Source organism: Nostoc sp., from assembly GCF_036916975.1.
In the GTDB taxonomy this organism is placed as follows: Bacteria; Cyanobacteriota; Cyanobacteriia; order Cyanobacteriales; family Nostocaceae; genus Nostoc.
In genome coordinates this window covers 164,948-182,589 of the sequence record NZ_JBALFF010000082.1, presented here as the reverse complement: position 1 = coordinate 182,589, position 17,642 = coordinate 164,948, and the positions used below count along the sequence as shown (strand labels likewise).

Sequence of the window (17,642 nt, the reverse complement as noted above, 5' to 3'; positions counted from 1 at the left end):
GGCCACGGTTACGCGAATGCCTACGGCACGCTTTGCTAACGCAATAGTAGAATTCCAGGATGAGTGCTTGTAATTAAGTTAATTTTAGGCGATCGCTTTCTTTTTAGATAGGTTCTCCATCTTTTAGTGAAGGCTCTAATGAATCGAAAAATAGTTTTTCTTCCAAAAGCGATCGCTCCTCATTAGAGAGAGATAGTATAACTCTGGGCATTGTGGTAAAAACTTAAATAGTTGATTTGATTGTACGCTGGCTGACTCATGTCTAAACAGTAAAAATCTTTTTCGCCATCTTTAGTAATTTATTTCTCCTTTGTTGGAAGTTTTGCTTATCCCAGTCAAGAAATTTTGCTAGCTCTCGATTGAGTGTTACATTTGACTGTTCGTAAAGACTTTTCTTCTCAGCAAATGACTTATTACCTGCACTATTATTGTTACGTCCTGGCCAAAAAGACAGATTCCCAATGTCATTCTTCAACAATTCAAGGTCTTCCATTACTGAAGCACTACTAGCATTGTGCGGATATATATGCTCTATAGTAACTTTGCTTAGATCAAAAATACTTATTTCATTTGGTTTTGGTTTACCATTAGCGCCATTAGAGTACCACTCAACATGATCCTCTAATGTAGTTAAAAAGTGTCTGATAATTATCTTTTTGGAAGAGTTATCTTGATAGCTTAATTTTTGTATTAATAGAGATTCAAAAATTTCATCAGGAGCATACTTTTCCTGTACTGCTTTTAATTCATTTCTTAAGGTAGGAATTTTATATTCTTGCGGTGCTTGTCTAATCAACTTTGCGTGGTCATAATATATTGTAGATATTTTTTCAGCGTGTCCTCCTACAATAGTAATATAGCGAAAAGCAAAGCGTTCTAAAATGTCTATAATTTCTATAAATTCGCTTTCCGAAAGACAATGGTATGCACTAAGTAAAAGTGGTATACAAAGTGTATGCCTTAATACTTTTATTAAACGTTGTAGTCTTTCCTGTTGCCAGTCTGAAGCAGTACCATCTCGGTAAGGCCACCGTCGTTCTGATATTTCTATAAAAACTTGTTGCTCATCTTTTATATCAGAAATAGTATGAGATAGTTTTTTAGCTTCTTCAGTTTGAGAAATATCTAAAACAAGTCCCGGTGGAACCTTAAATATATCATCTCGAAATGTATCTGCTAAATTTCTCTTGGCTGCACCCTTACCATGATGAGATGCATAGTAATTTCTAAAAAATTGCTCCACTTCTGTTGCTGGATAGCTAAGTATTGTGTCCCAGTTATCTTCTGCAAGTATTTGTTCTCTCTCGTGTTTTTCGAGTAATTCAAGAGTATCTGAGCGAAGCTTATTTCCATCACTCAACTCTCTCCCTCTATCATTTAGTACCGCAAATAACCTGTAAGCTTCACTTCTATCCTCACTAACGATATAAATTACATAACAATCCTCAATAACAGATTTTCGTAATTGTAGAAGAGAATTAAGTTTATCAGAGACACTAGATTTACTAATCTCATTCAGTATTTTAGCAATAAGATTTGTCCTAATAGAATCCCATGCAAATTGTAATTTTTTATGAGAATCTCGTGAACATTTAGGACTGCGACCATTTATCAAGTCTTCAAAAAAGACATAATCGGCTTTTGAGAGAGTAAGACGAAGACGCGGCTTTAATTGGTTATTTATTACTTCTTTGTATTCTAAGTATTCATCTCTTGTTGTACTCGCATAAGATTTAGCTGCTTGCGAGGTTTCTGTATCTTTTTCAAGTTCAGCTTCATTAGCAAGTGACTCGAATGCCTTAACAAGAGAAGCAATTGTCATTGTAAAAGTTGCTAGCCTTTGCTGGCCATCAACCAAATCGTAAAGATTTCCCGTATAACTGTTGGGTATATGTTGTTTTATGCTTACTAAGCCACCAAAGAAATGTTTTCTTGGCTGACTAGAATTAATTTTTCTTGCATTATATAACACTAGTAAATCTTTGATAAAATCATCAATTTCTTCTTGCTCCCAATCAAAAGCTCTTTGATATTTGGGTACTTTAAAAGGAATTCGACGACAAAACAAATCTCCTAAAGATGTACTTTCAGGCTGCATAGTCATAATTTTTATACAAAGCTCGTATCTTCTTTTATTAATGTAACGAATAAGACGAAATGTTGTGCGTAGTTATTACTTAGATTTATTAAAAAAATCCCCCACCTTGCGGCAGGGGATTTCTATTACTTATCTACAAAACTAGCAGCCGAATTAACCAAACTTACCAGCAGTAGAAGCAATCAAGAATGCAGCGTAAGTCAAGACATAGCCAACAGTGAAGTGAGCTAGACCAACTACACGACCTTGAACGATAGACAGAGCCACGGGCTTATCTTTCCAGCGAACTAGGTTAGCTAGAGGAGTACGTTCGTGCGCCCAAACAAGGGTTTCAATCAACTCTTGCCAGTAACCTCTCCAGGAGATTAAGAACATGAAGCCAGTTGCCCAAACTAGGTGTCCAAATAAGAACATCCAAGCCCAGACAGACAAGTTATTCACCCCGTAAGGGTTGTAACCGTTAATCAACTGAGCAGAGTTAGCCCAAAGGTAATCGCGGAACCAGCCCATGAGATATGTAGAGTTCTCATTGAACTGAGCGACGTTGCCTTGCCAAACACCTAGATGTTTCCAATGCCAGTAGAAGGTAACCCAACCAAGGGTATTAAGCATCCAGAATGTAGCGAGGTAGAAGGAATCCCAAGCTGAGATGTCGCAAGTACCGCCACGACCGGGACCGTCGCAAGGGAAGGCATAGCCGAAGTCCTTTTTATCGGGCATCAGCTTAGAACCACGGGCATCCAAAGCACCTTTGACTAAGATCAAGGTGGTGGTGTGCAGACCCAAAGCGATCGCATGGTGTACCAAGAAGTCGCCAGGGCCAATTGTCAAGAACAGGGAGTTAGTACCAGCATTGATGGCATCTAACCAGCCTGGTAACCAGACGTTAGCGTAGTTTGGCCATGCTGTATTGGCAATACTATCTGGGTTAGACAACAAGGTGTCTAAACCGTACAGTACTTTACCATGAGCAGCTTGAACGAACTGGGCAAATACTGGCTCAATCAAGATTTGCTTTTCAGGAGTACCGAAAGCAACGACTACATCGTTATGGACGTACAAGCTGAGGGTGTGGAAGCCTAAGAAAAGGGATACCCAGCTAAGGTGGGAGATAATCGCTTCTTTGTGCTTCAACACGCGCTCAAGGACGTTGCCTTTGTTTTGTTCTGGGTCGTAATCACGTACCCAGAATATAGCTCCGTGAGCAAAAGCACCAAGGATCAGGAAACCAGCAATGTATTGATGGTGCGTGTACAGCGCTGCCTGAGTTGTGTAGTCCTTAGCAATAAATGCGTAAGGAGGCATGGCGTACATGTGCTGTGCCACCAGAGAGGTGATGGTTCCTAGAGCAGCTAGGTGAATACCCAACTGGAAGTGCAGTGAATTGTTATAGGTGTCGTACAACCCTTGGTGAGGCAGGTTGAACTGACCTTCACTCTTGCTACCAGGTACTAAACCGGATTTGGAGTTCAGCATTTCTTTGATGCTGTGACCAATTCCGAAGTTAGTCCGGTACTGGTGACCGGCAACGATAAAGATAACTGCGATCGCCAAGTGGTGATGAGCTATGTCAGTCAGCCACAAAGCTTCTGTCTGGGGATGGAAACCACCCAAGAAAGTCAGAATTGCAGTACCTGCACCTTGAGATGTGCTGAATATATGCCCAGGGGTGTCAGGGTTTTGAGCGTAAACGCCCCAGTTACCGGTGAAGAAAGGTGCCAAACCTGCTGGGTGGGGTGGGGTGGATAGGAAGTTATCCCAACCTACGTGCTGTCCGCGAGCTTCGGGGATAGCAACGTGAATTAAGTGACCAGCCCAAGCCAAAGAACTAACACCAAACAAACCTGCTAAGTGGTGGTTTAGGCGATGTTCAGCACTCTTAAACCATGCCAAGCTAGGACGGTACTTGGGTTGCAAGTGCAGCCAGCCAGCAAACAAGAGTACAGCTGCGAACAACAACAGGAATACTGAACCTGTGTACAGTTCACTGTTTGTCCGCATACCGATGGTGTACCACCAGTGGTAAACACCAGAGTAAGCAATATTTACCGGATTGCTAGCGCCAGCTTGGGTAAAAGCTTCGATCGCTGGTTTACCAAAGTGGGGGTCCCAAATCGCATGAGCGATCGGACGGATGTGAAGGGGATCTTTAATCCACTGTTCAAAGTTACCTTGCCAGGCTACGTGGAACAGGAGGCTGGATGCCCACAGGAAGATGATTGCCAAGTGACCGAAGTGAGTTGCGAAAATCTTTTGGTAAAGATTTTCTTCCGTCATGCCATCATGGGTTTCAAAATCGTTGCCTGTAGCGATCGCATACCATATCCGACGAGTAGTCGGGTCCTGTGCGAGATCCTGGCTAAATTTGGGAAATTTCGTCGCCATAGGTTTAATAAATCCTCTGACCTTTAGCCATCAAGTATCAGTTCAATTTTGGATTCTAGATTTTGGATTTTGGATTGAATCTAAAATCCAAAATCCAAAATTTTGCTGATTGCTACCCTACTGAAAGGATGTGTGCATGGAAGAACGCCCAAGTTGTGGCAATTCCTCCCAAGAGGTAGTGAGCTACCCCTACAGCCCGACCCTGAATAATACTCAGAGCGCGAGGCTGAATTGCTGGTGCTACCTTCAGTTTGTTATGCGCCCAAACAATGGACTCAATCAGTTCTTGCCAGTAGCCGCGACCACTGAACAGGAACATCAAGCTGAATGCCCAGACAAAGTGAGCGCCTAAGAAGAGTAGACCATAGGCAGACAGCGCACTGCCGTAGGAATTGATGACTTGTGTTGCTTGCGCCCACAAGAAGTCTCGCAACCAACCGTTGATGGTGATGGCGCTTTGGGCAAAGTTACCACCGGTGATGTGAGTCACAGCACCATCTGCATCTACGGTTCCCCAGACATCTGATTGCATCTTCCAGCTGAAGTGGAAAATTGCAATGGATATTGTGTTGTACATCCAGAATAGTCCGAGGAACACATGATCCCAACCTGATACTTGACAAGTACCGCCACGACCAGGACCGTCGCAAGGGAAGCGGAAGCCCAGGTTTGCTTTGTCTGGAATCAGACGCGAGCTACGGGCAAACAGTACACCTTTGAGCAGAATTAGGACAGTAACGTGTATTTGGAATGCGTGAATGTGGTGGATTAAGAAATCCGCCGTACCCAAAGCAATGGGCATCATCGCTACTTTTCCGCCTACAGCCAAAATCCCACCGCCGAAAGCATAGCTAACGGGTTCTAGCGCATTGGGAGCAGTGCCACCAGGAGCTAGGGTGTGGATATTTTGTACCCACTGGGCAAACACTGGCTGCAATTGAATTGCAGTATCAGAGAACATGTCTTGGGGACGCCCCAAAGCACGCATTGTATCGTTGTGGATGTAAAGTCCAAAGCTATGGAAGCCGAGGAAGATACAGACCCAGTTAAGGTGAGAAATAATCGCATCTCGGTGACGAAGCACCCGATCCAGTAAGTTGTTTTGGTTCACAACTGGATCGTAATCCCGCACCATGAATATGGCAGCGTGAGCCGCACCGCCGACTATACAGAATGCACCAATCCACATGTGGTGGGTGAAAATGCACAACTGTGTAGCATAATCAGTTGCCAAATATGGATAAGGGGGCATCGCGTACATGTGATGCGCGACGATGATGGTCAGCGAACCCAAGAAGGCCAGGTTAGTAGCCAACTGAGCGTGCCAGGATGTGGTCAGGTTTTCGTAGAGACCTTTGTGACCTTCACCAGTGAAAGGACCTTTATGGTTTTCCAGGATCTCTTTAATGCTGTGACCAATACCCCAGTTGGTACGGTACTGGTGACCAGCAATGATAAAGATAACTGCGATCGCTAAGTGGTGATGAGCAATGTCAGTCATCCACAAGCCGCCTGTTACTGGGTTTAGACCGCCCTTGAAGGTTAGGAAGTCAGCATACTGACCCCAATTCAAGGTGAAGAAAGGTGCTAAACCAGCAGCAAAGCTGGGATACAACTCGGTCAACAAGTCTTTGTTCAAGATGAACTCGTGGGGCAAGGGTATGTCTTTAAGAGCAACGCCTGCATCCAAAAGCTTGTTGGTCGGTGCGGATACGTGGATTATGTGACCTGCCCATCCCAAGGAACCACAACCTAGCAATATTTGCAAGTGGTGATTCAGCATTGACTCCACATTCTGGAACCATTCCAGTTTGGGAGCGCGTTTGTGGTAATGGAACCAGCCGGCAAATAGTAATAAGCCTGCTAATACCAAGCCACCGATCGCAGTCACGTAAAGCTGGAAGGAGTTTGTGATCCCCCAGCCACGCCACACTTGGAACAAACCAGAGGTGATTTGAATACCGTGGAAACCACCGCCAACATCACCATTTAAAATGTCTTGTCCCACAATGGGCCAAACGACCTGAGCACTTGGTCTAACGTTCAACGGATCGCTTAACCAAGCTTCGTAGTTAGAAAACTTCGCGCCGTGGAAAATCATCCCGCTCAACCAAACCATTATTACGGCTAAGTGGCCGAAGTGGGCTGAGAATATCTTCCGGGATATGTCTTCTAAATCACTTGTATGTGTATCAAAATCATGGGCGAGTGCGTGCAGGTTCCAAATCCATGTGGTGGTTTTGGGACCTCTGGCTAAGGATCTGTCAAAGTGTCCAGGTTGCGCCCATCTCTCGAATGAGGTTGGAACTGGATCGTTATCGACGATTACTCTTGCCTTTTTTTCCTCTCGCTCCGGAGGACTTATTGTCATTCGACCTCCTCTCTTGATAAGGAATGAGGAATCATGAATACCACAAACTTAACCATTACCGCAAATTCCATTTTGCTGAAGCCGCGATGAAGACCGATGTGGATTGTTGTTTCTCGTTGAATTATAGAGTCTTAACTTGTACTTTGTTGGAGATAGTTGGAGATATTTTAACAATAATTCAAACTTGCTGAAATATTGCTGGAATTACTGCCTTAACTGCCTTTTAACTTCAAAGCCTTTGGACAAAAGTCAATAGATTATCCATTTAATTTACAAAGAATAACAATTTGCAAATTTTATAGTTTGGCTGTATGAGCCGATGTTCCAGCTTTGGCTGCTATTGCTTATGAACATTTGTGTCATATTTCCATTGTTGTGAGAAAAAAGCTGTAAACAATATGACTTGTTTTAGAATTTTCGGAGATACACAAGAAAAATTATCGGATTTGAGGCAGATTTCACCTTTTGGGCTATAGTCCCAGATGGACAGTTTGAGCCAAAATAATCTGTAAATTCTCGAAGAGGATCACTGGGTGCAACGCATGAACTCGTGGCAAAAAAGAGTGTTAGAGAAGCTCCTCCCTGAGAAGTTACCGATTTTCAGGTGGGTAATGACATTGGTGCTGGTATTAAGCTTGACCAGTTGTGGCGATAAAGTGAGTAGCCAGGAAGTATCTACTGACTATAGAGAAAACCCTCCACAGATTTCTCAAATTTCAAAGCAATTTTCCGAAGTTTCCCCACCATCTGTGATCCAAGAACTGCGGACAATTTTGGAAGTTTATCAGCCACAAGTGACAATTGTTACTCCCCGATCCGATGAAATTCTGCAAGACAACAAAGCTACAGCCAGTTTTCAGGTTAAGGATCTACCAATATTTAAGGACTCACAATTACAATTGGGGCCCCATCTACACGTAATTCTAGATAACCAACCTTATATCCCTGTTTACGACCTGAATCAGCCTTTGGTTTTGCCAGACTTGTCTCCAGGGACTCATACCTTGCGGGTGTTCGCCTCGCGTCCTTGGCATGAAAGCTTTAAGAATGAAGGCGCTTATGCCCAAACAACATTTCACGTCTTCACCAAAACCGACGACAACAATCCAGATATCAAGTTACCCCTGCTAACTTATAGCCGCCCTCAAAGCAGCTACGGAGCAGAACCAATTTTACTGGACTTTTACCTAACTAACGCGCCTCTACACCTCGTCGGCAAGGAAAACCCTAACGACGAATTCAGTGATTGGCGTATCCGTTCCACAATTAATGGTGAAAGCTTTATTTTCGATCGCTGGCAAGCCGTTTATCTTAAAGGCTTTAAACCTGGTAAAAACTGGGTAAAACTGGAATTTCTCGATAATCAGGGAAATTCTCTCAAAAATGCCTTTAATACTACAGTTAGATTGATTGACTACCAGCCCAAGGGTAAAGATACTTTGTCGAGAATTGTCAGAGGAGAACTGACAGCAGATGAGGTGCGCTCCATTGTAGATCCGAATTATAGACTCACACCTACGCCCTCTGTTGAAAAAACACCCGAAATACAACCGAAGCTAGAAAAACAGCCGATTCCTGAAACTGAAATTCCCAAAGAATCCAAAACAGAGCTAACCAAGCCAGAACAACCAAAATTGGAAGTTCCAACGGCTGTCCCATCTCCTACATTGTCCCCAACATCGCCAGAAATAATTACGCCAACACCAGAACTACAGCCAGAGGTAACACCAACACCTGAATCAACGCCGTTACCTAAAAAAATTGCGCCTCAGACAACAAAACCTAAATTGGACGGATTTTTCAACCGTCGGGCTGGTAAAGTTTCAACCCCACAAGCACCAGTTGAGACATCTCCTAGTTTGCCCCCTATACTACCAGAGATTATCGAGTCTCCTGCACCAGAACCACAGCCAGAGGTAATACCAACTCCTGAATCAACGCCGTTACCTAAAATAAGCGCTCCCGAAGCAGAAAAAGCGGAGTTAACCAAAGACACTCAACTGTAACTCTTGCGCTAAAGTCTCAACAAATGCGATCGCACCTACCGGATTTCCGATATTATCCAACACGGGACTGTAGCAAGCGATCGCTCCCTCACCTGGTACTATTGCTACAAGTCCACCACCAATCCCTGATTTCATCGGTAAACCAACTTTGACTGCAAACTCGGCAGAAGCTTCATAGAGTCCACAAGTTAACATCACAGCGTTGACAATTCGGCGGTTTTGTGGTGATAAACTGCCATTTTCACAAGCTAGGAGTTTTCCTAACAGAGCTAAATCTTCAACTTTCCCAGATATAGAACATATTTGGTTATAAGTGTCAAGTGCTGTTTCCAAATTTTCTAGATGACCTGTTTCGGTAAGATAGTGTGCGATCGCTTCATTAGCTTTTGATCGGGTTAATCGCACTGAAGCCAGCATTACCTCATCTAAATATAGTTGACAACCTGCTAATTGATTGAGCCATTGACAAAATAACAAAGTGCGTTGATTAGCGTCCTTTCCTGGTAATTTATCAGCGACAGTAATTGCTCCACTATTAATCATGGGGTTACGGGGGTATCCGCGATCGGCAATCAACTGCTCTAAAGAATTGAAAGGTGCATCCGATGGTTTCACCCCAACCCAGCCAAAAACCGTTTCTGCGCCAAAATGTTCTAGCAGATAAAGTAAGGAAAATGCCTTAATAACGCTCATTAGCGGGAAAACACAAGCTGTATCCCCAAAGTTGATAGTTTTTCCTGATTTACAGCAGATGTGAACCGCAAACCAACCAGGATTAGCTAAAGCTAATTGCGGAATGCGATCGTTAACTCGCTCCTGTTTCGCCTGAATTTTAGCTTGTTGTATCCACGCTGATATGTCTGTAGTGGTTAGTTTGTCAAGTCTTTTCAAAGTGTAAATTTTCTAAAAGTTTATTTATTTGGATATAAACATCCTCTAAGAGCAAAGTATACTTTATGATTCCCCGTGTCAGAGCGCCAGCATTACCGCAAAATCACTCTTGGTTCAACACAGAAAAACCCTTGTCTCTTAAACAATTCAAGGGTAGAGTCGTAATTCTAGACTTTTGGACATACTGTTGCATCAATTGTCTGCATATTCTGCCAAACCTGAAATATTTAGAACAAAAATATCAAGATAGCCTTACCGTTATCGGCGTTCACTCCGCCAAATTTGACAACGAAAAAGAAACAGAAAATATCCGCCAAGCTATCCTACGTTACGACATTGAACATCCAGTTGTAGTTGACATCGGTTTTCGGATTTGGGAAGAGTATGCTGTGCGTGCTTGGCCTACATTAATAATTATTGATCCAGAAGGTTACGTGATTGGCCAGATTTCTGGTGAAGGAAACCGTGACACTTTAGATGAGTTGATTCAAAAGTTAATTCAGCAACATCAAGACAAAGGTACAATTAATTTCCAACAAATCAGCTTGACTTTAGAAAAACAGCGCCAACCATTAATCACACCTCTAGCTTTTCCTGGTAAAGTTCTAGCTACTCCAGTGGGTTTATTCATCGCTGACTCTGGACATCATCGCCTGATTATGAGTAGCTTTGATGGGGAAATTTTGCACTTAATTGGTACTGGAAAATCAGGTTTAACTGATGGTACTTTTAACGAAGCGGAATTTTTTGCACCACAGGGAATAGCTTATGATGCCGAAAATGAGATTCTTTATGTTGCTGATACAGAAAATCACACCCTACGGCGGGTTGATTTGAAGCGCCAAGTAGTAGAAGCGATCGCAGGAACAGGTGAACAAAGCCGCAATATCCATCCTCATGGCGGTGCTGGTTTAGAAACCGCGCTAAATTCTCCTTGGGATTTAGTGAAAGTGGGAAATACCTTGTTTATTGCAATGGCTGGGCCTCATCAAATTTGGCAAATGGATTTAGAAACTAGCATCATCAGAACTTATGCTGGTACTGGTGCAGAAGCTTGTATTGATGGTTCACTTACCGAATCTGCCTTTGCTCAACCTAGCGGTATCAGCACAGATGGGAATGAATTATATATTGCTGACAGTGAAGTTAGCTCAATTCGCGGTGTGGGAATTGTCGAACCCTATCAAGTGCGAACTGTTTGCGGTAGTGGAGGTTTATTTGGTTTTGGCGATGTAGATGGAGAAGGTGAAGATGTTCGTTTGCAACATTGTTTAGGAGTAGAATATGCTAATAATTTTCTGTGGGTAGCAGATACTTACAATCACAAAATTAAATTAGTTAGTGCCAGTGGGAATTGTCAAACAGTTTTAGGAGATGGTACTAGTGGCTTACAAGATAGTCAGGGTAAAAACACTCGGTTTTTTGAACCTTCGGGATTGAGTATTTTAAGTTCATATTTATATATTGCTGATACTAATAACCATGCTATTCGTTGCGTAGATTTGAATACTCTTGAGGTGACAACGCTCGAATTTCCTGGTTTATGTTCGCCAGATGTATGTATTCCACCGAATTTATAGAATCATAATCTCACGCAAAGGTGCAAAAGAAAGCTCTATGTCTAGGAGTAATTTCGCAAACACCAAGAGGCTCAGATCCCCGACTTCTTAAAGAAGTCGGGGATCTTTTTGTTCGTAACTTATTTAGAAATGTTGTTGAGCGATCGCTTGATGCTGCTTAGATTGTTTCTTTACAGTTCATACTTCAGTATTTATACTAAAGAACTGTTAATTAAATCACAATATAATTTAGTAGAAATTATAGACTGGCAACTTTGAATTGTCAGTATAAATATTGCTATGAAAGATAAATTCATTCCTCTAGACTGTGGAGATGATGTCATTTTATTGGAGAAAGATACTTATAAAGTAAGTAAATTAAGAGAGTTAGTTATACGAGATTTTATAAAAAAATGGCATCAGGAGATTTGTACATATAAAAGTCGAATTAACAATGATTCAGTTGGTAGTTTGTTTGGTAGTATCTCTGTTGGAGACGAGTCCATACCCTTTAGTGAAATTAAACTAAATGCTGTTAAAGATTGTCAGGTTCTTAAAATTGATGGTAAAGGCTGGCAAAAAGGCAAATTAGAAATTAAAATAATTATATATCCTAATAGCCATAAACGAAATAATGTATGTCTTGAATTTCATCCAGATGAACCTCTTGAGATAAAATAATCTTGATAAAAACAACATGAATACTATCCTACACATCACCAAACGCCAACAATGGGAACAAGCAAAAAACATCGGTAGATATCGCGCTGATTCGTTAGAGAGTGAAGGTTTTATACATTGTTCAAAATCAACGCAAATACTTAAGGTTGCAAAGAAATTTTTTGATAATCAAAAACAATTGGTAATACTTTTTATTGATTCTGATAAAGTACAAGCTGAAATTCGCTATGAACTTGCTGAAATAAGCGAATTATTTCCTCATATTTATGGTGAATTAAATATTGATGCTGTGTATCAAGTGATTGATTTTGAAGCTGGAGAAGATGGTTTATTTGAGTTACCGCAAGAAGTTATAAATTTAGAATTATGAACCGCAGAGGCGCGGAGGACACGGAGAAGAAGAGATGAAAAGAATTTAAGCGATCGCTTTTTGGGCATTTGCTACATCGAATTTGAAAAAATTCCCTTTTCGCTGATCTCAAATTTGAGTAAAAATGAAATTATTTAACAAATAACATCCTATGGTTACTCTTCAACTCAAACAAATTCGAGTTCCACCAGGACAGAGAATAATCCTGGAAGATGTGAGTTGGCAAGTATTTGAAGCAATTATCAACGAGTTAGGGGAGCATCGCGGGTGTAGAGTAGCATACAGCCAAGGAACATTAGAAATTATGGCTCCATTACCAGAACATGAGCGATCTAAGGTAATTATCGGAGATTTAGTGAAAGCCTTGCTAGATGTACTCGATCTCAATTGGGAATCTTTAGGTTCAACTAACTTTAAACGAAAAGATATAAGTGCAGGTATTGAACCCGATGATTGTTTTTATATTCAAAACTATAAGCTAATGATTGGGAAAGATAGGATCGACCTAACTGTTGATCCTCCTCCTGATTTGGCGATTGAAATTGATGTCACCTCTAAAACCCAAATTAGTGCTTATCAGGCGTTGAAAGTACCTGAAATTTGGCGATATGAAAGCAAAAACCTAGAAATTAGCTTGCTGCAAGGTGAGCAATATGTGAAGTCTCTCATCAGCCCCACATTTCCCACTTTTTCTATCACAGAACTGATTCCCCGATTTGTGGAAATGGCGCGAACTACAGGAATGAGTTCAGCACTTAGAGCATTTCGACAATCGGTAAGAGAACAAATACAAGACAGCTAAGGGAATACAATTCGCGGGTAGATAAACTCTCATCCGCCTCTGTGGACTAAGGTAAAATCAAAGTTTTACCTGGGTATACAAGATTTCTAACCGCCCTTTTAAAGGATTCCGCGCTTTACTTAAAGAAGGGGAATTAATCTAGAGCAATTGTGACCGAATTTAATTTACAAATCCAAACAAATAGCGATCGCATCTCTTCTGATATAGAGGATGATGTACCTAGCTTGCTTTCTCTTAAGAATACAATACAGTGCCTCAACACTAAAAGCAACGATCGCCTTGACCGTTACCTTTCCCAAGAATTACCAGACTTATCCCGTTCGCGTATTCAACAGTTAATCGAACAGGGTAATGTCCAACTTAACGACAAAGTTTGCACATCTAAGAAGATTAATGTCAAATTAGGCGATCGCATCACTCTCGAAATACCAGAAGCGCAACCTTTAGAACTCCTTGCAGAAGATATCCCCTTAGATATCCTTTACGAAGACGACCAACTACTCATTCTCAACAAACCCGCAGGTTTAGTTGTCCATCCTGCACCCGGTCATCCAGATGGCACTTTGGTAAATGCTCTATTGGCACACTGCCCCAATTTACCAGGAATTGGCGGAGTTCAACGTCCAGGAATCGTCCATCGATTAGATAAGGATACAACGGGGGCGATTGCGATCGCTAAAACAGAAGTTGCCCATCATCACTTACAAGCCCAACTCAAAGCTAAAACCGCACGCAGAGAATACTTGGGCGTAGTTTACGGTGCGCCAAAAGTTGAAAGTGGTACAATTGACTTACCCATTGGTCGCCATCCGCAAGACCGCAAAAAAATGGCTATTATGACTGTTGAACAAGGCGGACGAGTCGCCGTCACTCATTGGCAAATACTAGAACGCCTCGGTAACTTCACCTTAATCCACTTTCAACTAGAAACTGGACGCACCCATCAAATTCGCGTCCACAGCGCTAAAATGGGTCATCCCATTGTTGGCGACCGAGTTTATAGTTCTGGTCATTCAGTGGGGGTAAATTTACCCGGTCAAGCACTGCACGCTTGGCGACTAAAATTGCAGCATCCCATATCTGGAGAGTTGATTGAGGTGACAGCAAATCCTCCCAACCACTTTACAAAACTTTTGGAGATGTTAAAAAGACGAATTGTACTTTAAGGGACTGATACCATTTCTTTGTGAGGCTGCGCCAAACCCTCTTAACTTCTTCTTTCTTTCTTTCTTTCTTTCTTTCTTTCTTTCTTTGTGTTCTTTGCGGACTTTGCGGTTCGTTTTTCTTTCTTGTACTTAAATATGGTTTAGCGCATCTTCATACAGAATTGGTATGACAATAAATAAATTACTCAAATAAACGAACCACAGAGACACAGAGAACACAGAGGAATAAGGAGGAGAAAGTTTTTTGGGTATTTTTTTATTTGAAAGTCTCTAAGCTCATCCCACATCTGAAAGCAGACCCATTTCACAAACATAGGCATTGAGAAAAAACCTATACCAATCCCCAATTCCCAATCCCCAATCCCCCTTAACAACTAGCGTGCATTAGACATGGGATACAGTTTGTTCCACTAGTTGTACCTAAATGAAACTCCTACATAACCCAAGACTTATGCACGCTATAAAATGATCAAATGGATGTACTAGACAGCCGTTGAACAAAAATCGTTATTTAATTCCAGCCAGTTGCCGATAAGGTACAGACTTTTCGATATCGATGTTGAATGACGAGATCCTTTGTGGCGGATTGCCAGTTGCATTGACACTTTGTGCCATAGACAAGAATAGAGCCGGATCGCCTGCCTTGGGCTTTTGCTCTTGTGGAAGGAATCTGCGTACTTCGACCTGCCAAATGATTTGGGGGAAACCCAGTTTGGCACGGTGGTAAGCTTCGTATCGCGGAGATTTGATGTTAAATGGCAACTCACCTTCAGCGCGAGATGGCAGTATGCGACGGCGCTGATAAGGCACTGTGGAGTCTCCAAAACTGCTCAGGTACTCTTCAGTGTTGAGGACTTGATCAACAAACCCTCTAATACCCTTGGTAGCGACTACAATTGACCAGGCGATTTTTTCCCGTTCACTGTATGGGTCGCGTCCTAGAGCCCGCTGAATTACTTGCTCAACAAAGCGATAATTATTGTTGAGGTCGTAGAAGCTTTTCCTAAAGGTATTGGAAAGCAGCAACCCACGAATAAAGTCCCGCACTGTAATCTGTCCATTACGGAGTTGAGACTCTAAAAATGTTTCGCGATCGGCAGCAAAGGCATGAAAGAAAATTTGACGATATGCTGCTTCAATCAGAACGTCTAAATCTGACGGAGAAAGCAAATTATCTGTACTAAAAATCCTGGGCTGTTCATCACCCGGTACTTCGTATGCAGCTACACGCTGGTTCTGACTTGAAGGGTCGTATGTTAACAGAGGAATTGCCACTCTAAAGCCTCCATATTCTTAATTAAAGTTAACAACTTTAGATCACATATTAAGGGAGTAGTTGTATCAAAACTTCAGATTCTGATAAAATTTCACGAAACTTAACTAAGGCTAATTTAACTATTCCAAAAAACAAAGATTAGCTTCTTGGACTCAACCCATAGCTAATCTATAAAGCGAGTGCGGCTTTCAGCCTAATAACTACCTAAAAAACTTTGTTCACATACTTCAGATTAGAAGATTCAGTTTCACCTTTTTGAAATAAAGCAATAATTTTTAACATATAGCAAAAGAAATTAATGGGGAGTAGGCAATGGGGAATGGTTATTAATTCTTGTCCCTCACTCCCTCACTCCCTCACTCCCTCCTCCCTTGACCTATCCAAAATTGCAGGGGATCTATGGTTGACTTACAGTGAGGCCAGCTACGCAAGGTTGCTGGCATCCCTGCCTCCCAGTAGGGTGGTTCCAATCCTAGTCCTAAACATAGATGAGATAGGATGCTAGCAAATTGCTGATTGTGACCAAAGTCTCCTAGATGGGCATGGGCGTATTCATGGATGACTATGCCAAACCAGTCTCTAGGTGCAACTCGACCGACATCTACCAAAATAGTGATTGGGTTTGTGAGAATGTTGCACAGCCCATCGATGCCGAAGGATTGAGCTATGGGGACTGCAAAAATTTGGATGTGGCGACGCTCTTGGGGATGAAAGCACTCATGACAAAGCTCTAGATAAGTGTTTATCTGAGCATTAACGGTGTTAATATTATCCCCGATCCAAGTACAAATGGGGATGCGATCGCGCACGTTATCGAACACATCCACCATACCCGGTTCTAGGGCAAACCCCTGTACCTGATGCAGATAATCTCGGCCACGAGTGAAAGCATCGGTCTGCTTAAGAATCATTCACCAGCCCAAAACTGAATAAAACTGTCTTTTTGCCAGAACATCGGGCTTTTGTTGGGATGTTACTTCTTTTGGGTTGGAAGCCTCAACAGAAGTTTCAATGCGGGTTTCGCTACAAAATGATGCAGTGCTGAAGCCGCCAAAGCGTTTTACTGTACTGGTTCGCAGTCGCATATTTGGGCTGGCAAACCAGAATCTCTCAATGGAACTCATTGTTTCATATTCGGTTGTCAACACTAACCCATCTTCATCATCCAGGTGAAAAAGACCGACTACAGGCATAATTTCGGCGTAACCTCTTTCACGGAGTAATTTACCCGCTCTTGGGTTATCGCCATCAGGTACGATCGCAAATATGGTTTTCCCTTGATGGTTTTCATCATTTTCTCTATCCCAAGCCATTGTTCCTAGCCATTGTACCCGCGATCCGCCTACTGACAGGCTGGGGTCAATCTGATGATACTGGCACAGTTCAATGATTTCTGGATGATTGGCATCGAGAGTTTCTACCTGTATATCCGATTCTCCTGTTTCTGAGCGCTTAAAGGGCAGGTGATGAGTTGCACGTTGCGATCGCCACTTCCCAGCACTTAGGTGAAAAAAGTCCATTGCGTCTATCAATCTTCTAACTCCTACTTATTACTCCTGCGGATGATGTTTTGCGAGTTTTTTCTTTTTAAAGTTTTTAGTATATAAACATTGTGACATACTCCACACACTTCCTTGTGTAACCATTATAAAAAATAAGCAATTAAGATTAAGGATGTCAGAATGTCGTTTTAATATAATTGCAATTGTATGCAGTTCATAAAAGTAGTTAACTGTGATTTTAGGCACTTGTTGAGCGCCCATAAACCCCCGATAAATTGGGGCGAACCGGAGTTAAATATAAGAAAAAACCTCACCCTCAATCCCTCTCCGATACTTTGGAGAGGGAAGCCGGAGGCTGGGTGAGGTTTTATATTTAATTTGACCCAGTTACTTATCATGAGTTCAAAAAATGAGATGCATACATCTCTACATATCTAGGACTTACGCAAAATGACCAAAAAACGAACCGCAGAGGACGCAGAGAACACAGAGGAATAAGAGTTTGAGAGAGTTTTTGCGTAAGTCCTGATATCTA

General features: G+C 42.0%; 14 protein-coding genes. 7 read left to right on the top strand and 7 right to left on the bottom strand.

Going from position 1 to position 17,642, the window contains the following annotated elements; genetic code table 11:
- Positions 1-262: 262 nt before the first annotated feature.
- The 3 genes from V7K73_RS21650 to psaA all read right to left on the bottom strand — a co-directional run bounded on the left by V7K73_RS21650 (position 263) and on the right by psaA (position 6,854).
- Positions 263-2,098, bottom strand: a complete 1,836-nt coding sequence (locus tag V7K73_RS21650) for a DUF262 domain-containing protein (RefSeq protein WP_334882907.1) — start codon at positions 2,096-2,098, stop codon at positions 263-265.
- 153 nt (positions 2,099-2,251) lie between these two features.
- The gene (psaB, locus tag V7K73_RS21645) at positions 2,252-4,483 is read right to left on the bottom strand and encodes a photosystem I core protein PsaB (protein WP_334882905.1); all 2,232 of its coding nucleotides are present in this window, start codon (positions 4,481-4,483) and stop codon (positions 2,252-2,254) included.
- A 112-nt stretch (positions 4,484-4,595) separates the two neighbouring features.
- Positions 4,596-6,854 carry a photosystem I core protein PsaA gene (gene psaA, locus V7K73_RS21640; protein ID WP_334882903.1) on the bottom strand — a complete coding sequence of 753 codons (2,259 nt, stop codon included), beginning with the start codon at positions 6,852-6,854 and terminating at the stop codon, positions 4,596-4,598.
- A gap of 542 nt (positions 6,855-7,396) precedes the next feature.
- On the opposite strand from psaA, the gene V7K73_RS21635 reads away from it, so the two are divergent.
- Positions 7,397-8,860, top strand: a complete 1,464-nt coding sequence (locus V7K73_RS21635; RefSeq protein ID WP_334882974.1) for a hypothetical protein — start codon at positions 7,397-7,399, stop codon at positions 8,858-8,860.
- Here V7K73_RS21635 and glsA read toward each other — a convergent pair.
- Complete coding sequence (glsA, locus tag V7K73_RS21630) at positions 8,837-9,751, bottom strand: glutaminase A (protein ID WP_334882902.1); 915 nt, start codon at positions 9,749-9,751, stop codon at positions 8,837-8,839. The two genes, V7K73_RS21635 and glsA, sit on opposite strands and share 24 nt — an antisense overlap.
- A gap of 65 nt (positions 9,752-9,816) precedes the next feature.
- On the opposite strand from glsA, the gene V7K73_RS21625 reads away from it, so the two are divergent.
- The 6 genes from V7K73_RS21625 to V7K73_RS21600 all read left to right on the top strand — a co-directional run bounded on the left by V7K73_RS21625 (position 9,817) and on the right by V7K73_RS21600 (position 14,329).
- Positions 9,817-11,331: a thioredoxin-like domain-containing protein gene (locus tag V7K73_RS21625; protein WP_334882900.1), complete on the top strand. Its 1,515-nt coding sequence runs from the start codon at positions 9,817-9,819 to the stop codon at positions 11,329-11,331.
- A 20-nt stretch (positions 11,332-11,351) separates the two neighbouring features.
- Positions 11,352-11,492: a hypothetical protein gene (locus V7K73_RS21620; RefSeq protein WP_334882898.1), complete on the top strand. Its 141-nt coding sequence runs from the start codon at positions 11,352-11,354 to the stop codon at positions 11,490-11,492.
- A gap of 118 nt (positions 11,493-11,610) precedes the next feature.
- The gene (locus tag V7K73_RS21615) at positions 11,611-11,991 is read left to right on the top strand and encodes a KGK domain-containing protein (protein WP_334882896.1); all 381 of its coding nucleotides are present in this window, start codon (positions 11,611-11,613) and stop codon (positions 11,989-11,991) included.
- 16 nt (positions 11,992-12,007) lie between these two features.
- Positions 12,008-12,361, top strand: a complete 354-nt coding sequence (locus V7K73_RS21610; protein WP_334882894.1) for a DUF952 domain-containing protein — start codon at positions 12,008-12,010, stop codon at positions 12,359-12,361.
- 151 nt (positions 12,362-12,512) lie between these two features.
- Positions 12,513-13,163, top strand: a complete 651-nt coding sequence (locus V7K73_RS21605; protein ID WP_334882892.1) for a Uma2 family endonuclease — start codon at positions 12,513-12,515, stop codon at positions 13,161-13,163.
- Between the two features lie 245 nt (positions 13,164-13,408).
- Positions 13,409-14,329 carry an RluA family pseudouridine synthase gene (locus tag V7K73_RS21600; protein WP_334882972.1) on the top strand — a complete coding sequence of 307 codons (921 nt, stop codon included), beginning with the start codon at positions 13,409-13,411 and terminating at the stop codon, positions 14,327-14,329.
- A gap of 507 nt (positions 14,330-14,836) precedes the next feature.
- Here the strand turns inward: V7K73_RS21600 and V7K73_RS21595 are convergent.
- The 3 genes from V7K73_RS21595 to V7K73_RS21585 form a co-directional block, all read right to left on the bottom strand.
- Positions 14,837-15,604, bottom strand: a complete 768-nt coding sequence (locus V7K73_RS21595) for a phycobilisome rod-core linker polypeptide (RefSeq protein ID WP_334882890.1) — start codon at positions 15,602-15,604, stop codon at positions 14,837-14,839.
- Positions 15,605-15,961: 357 nt separating this feature from the next.
- Entirely contained in the window at positions 15,962-16,516 is a 555-nt protein-coding gene (locus V7K73_RS21590; RefSeq protein ID WP_334882889.1) for a hypothetical protein, read from the bottom strand.
- Positions 16,517-17,134 carry a phycobiliprotein lyase gene (locus V7K73_RS21585; protein WP_334882970.1) on the bottom strand — a complete coding sequence of 206 codons (618 nt, stop codon included), beginning with the start codon at positions 17,132-17,134 and terminating at the stop codon, positions 16,517-16,519.
- Positions 17,135-17,642: the final 508 nt, after the last annotated feature.

Bases quoted from the DNA above. Each gene is read 5' to 3' on its own strand.
- V7K73_RS21650 (WP_334882907.1), bottom strand. From the start codon at position 2,098: ATGCAGCCTGAAAGTACATCTTTAGGAGATTTGTTTTGTCGTCGAATT.
- psaB (WP_334882905.1), bottom strand. From the start codon at position 4,483: ATGGCGACGAAATTTCCCAAATTTAGCCAGGATCTCGCACAGGACCCG.
- psaA (WP_334882903.1), bottom strand. From the start codon at position 6,854: ATGACAATAAGTCCTCCGGAGCGAGAGGAAAAAAAGGCAAGAGTAATC.
- V7K73_RS21635 (WP_334882974.1), top strand. From the start codon at position 7,397: ATGAACTCGTGGCAAAAAAGAGTGTTAGAGAAGCTCCTCCCTGAGAAG.
- V7K73_RS21605 (WP_334882892.1), top strand. From the start codon at position 12,513: ATGGTTACTCTTCAACTCAAACAAATTCGAGTTCCACCAGGACAGAGA.
- V7K73_RS21615 (WP_334882896.1), top strand. From the start codon at position 11,611: ATGAAAGATAAATTCATTCCTCTAGACTGTGGAGATGATGTCATTTTA.
- V7K73_RS21610 (WP_334882894.1), top strand. From the start codon at position 12,008: ATGAATACTATCCTACACATCACCAAACGCCAACAATGGGAACAAGCA.
- V7K73_RS21625 (WP_334882900.1), top strand. From the start codon at position 9,817: ATGATTCCCCGTGTCAGAGCGCCAGCATTACCGCAAAATCACTCTTGG.
- V7K73_RS21590 (WP_334882889.1), bottom strand. From the start codon at position 16,516: ATGATTCTTAAGCAGACCGATGCTTTCACTCGTGGCCGAGATTATCTG.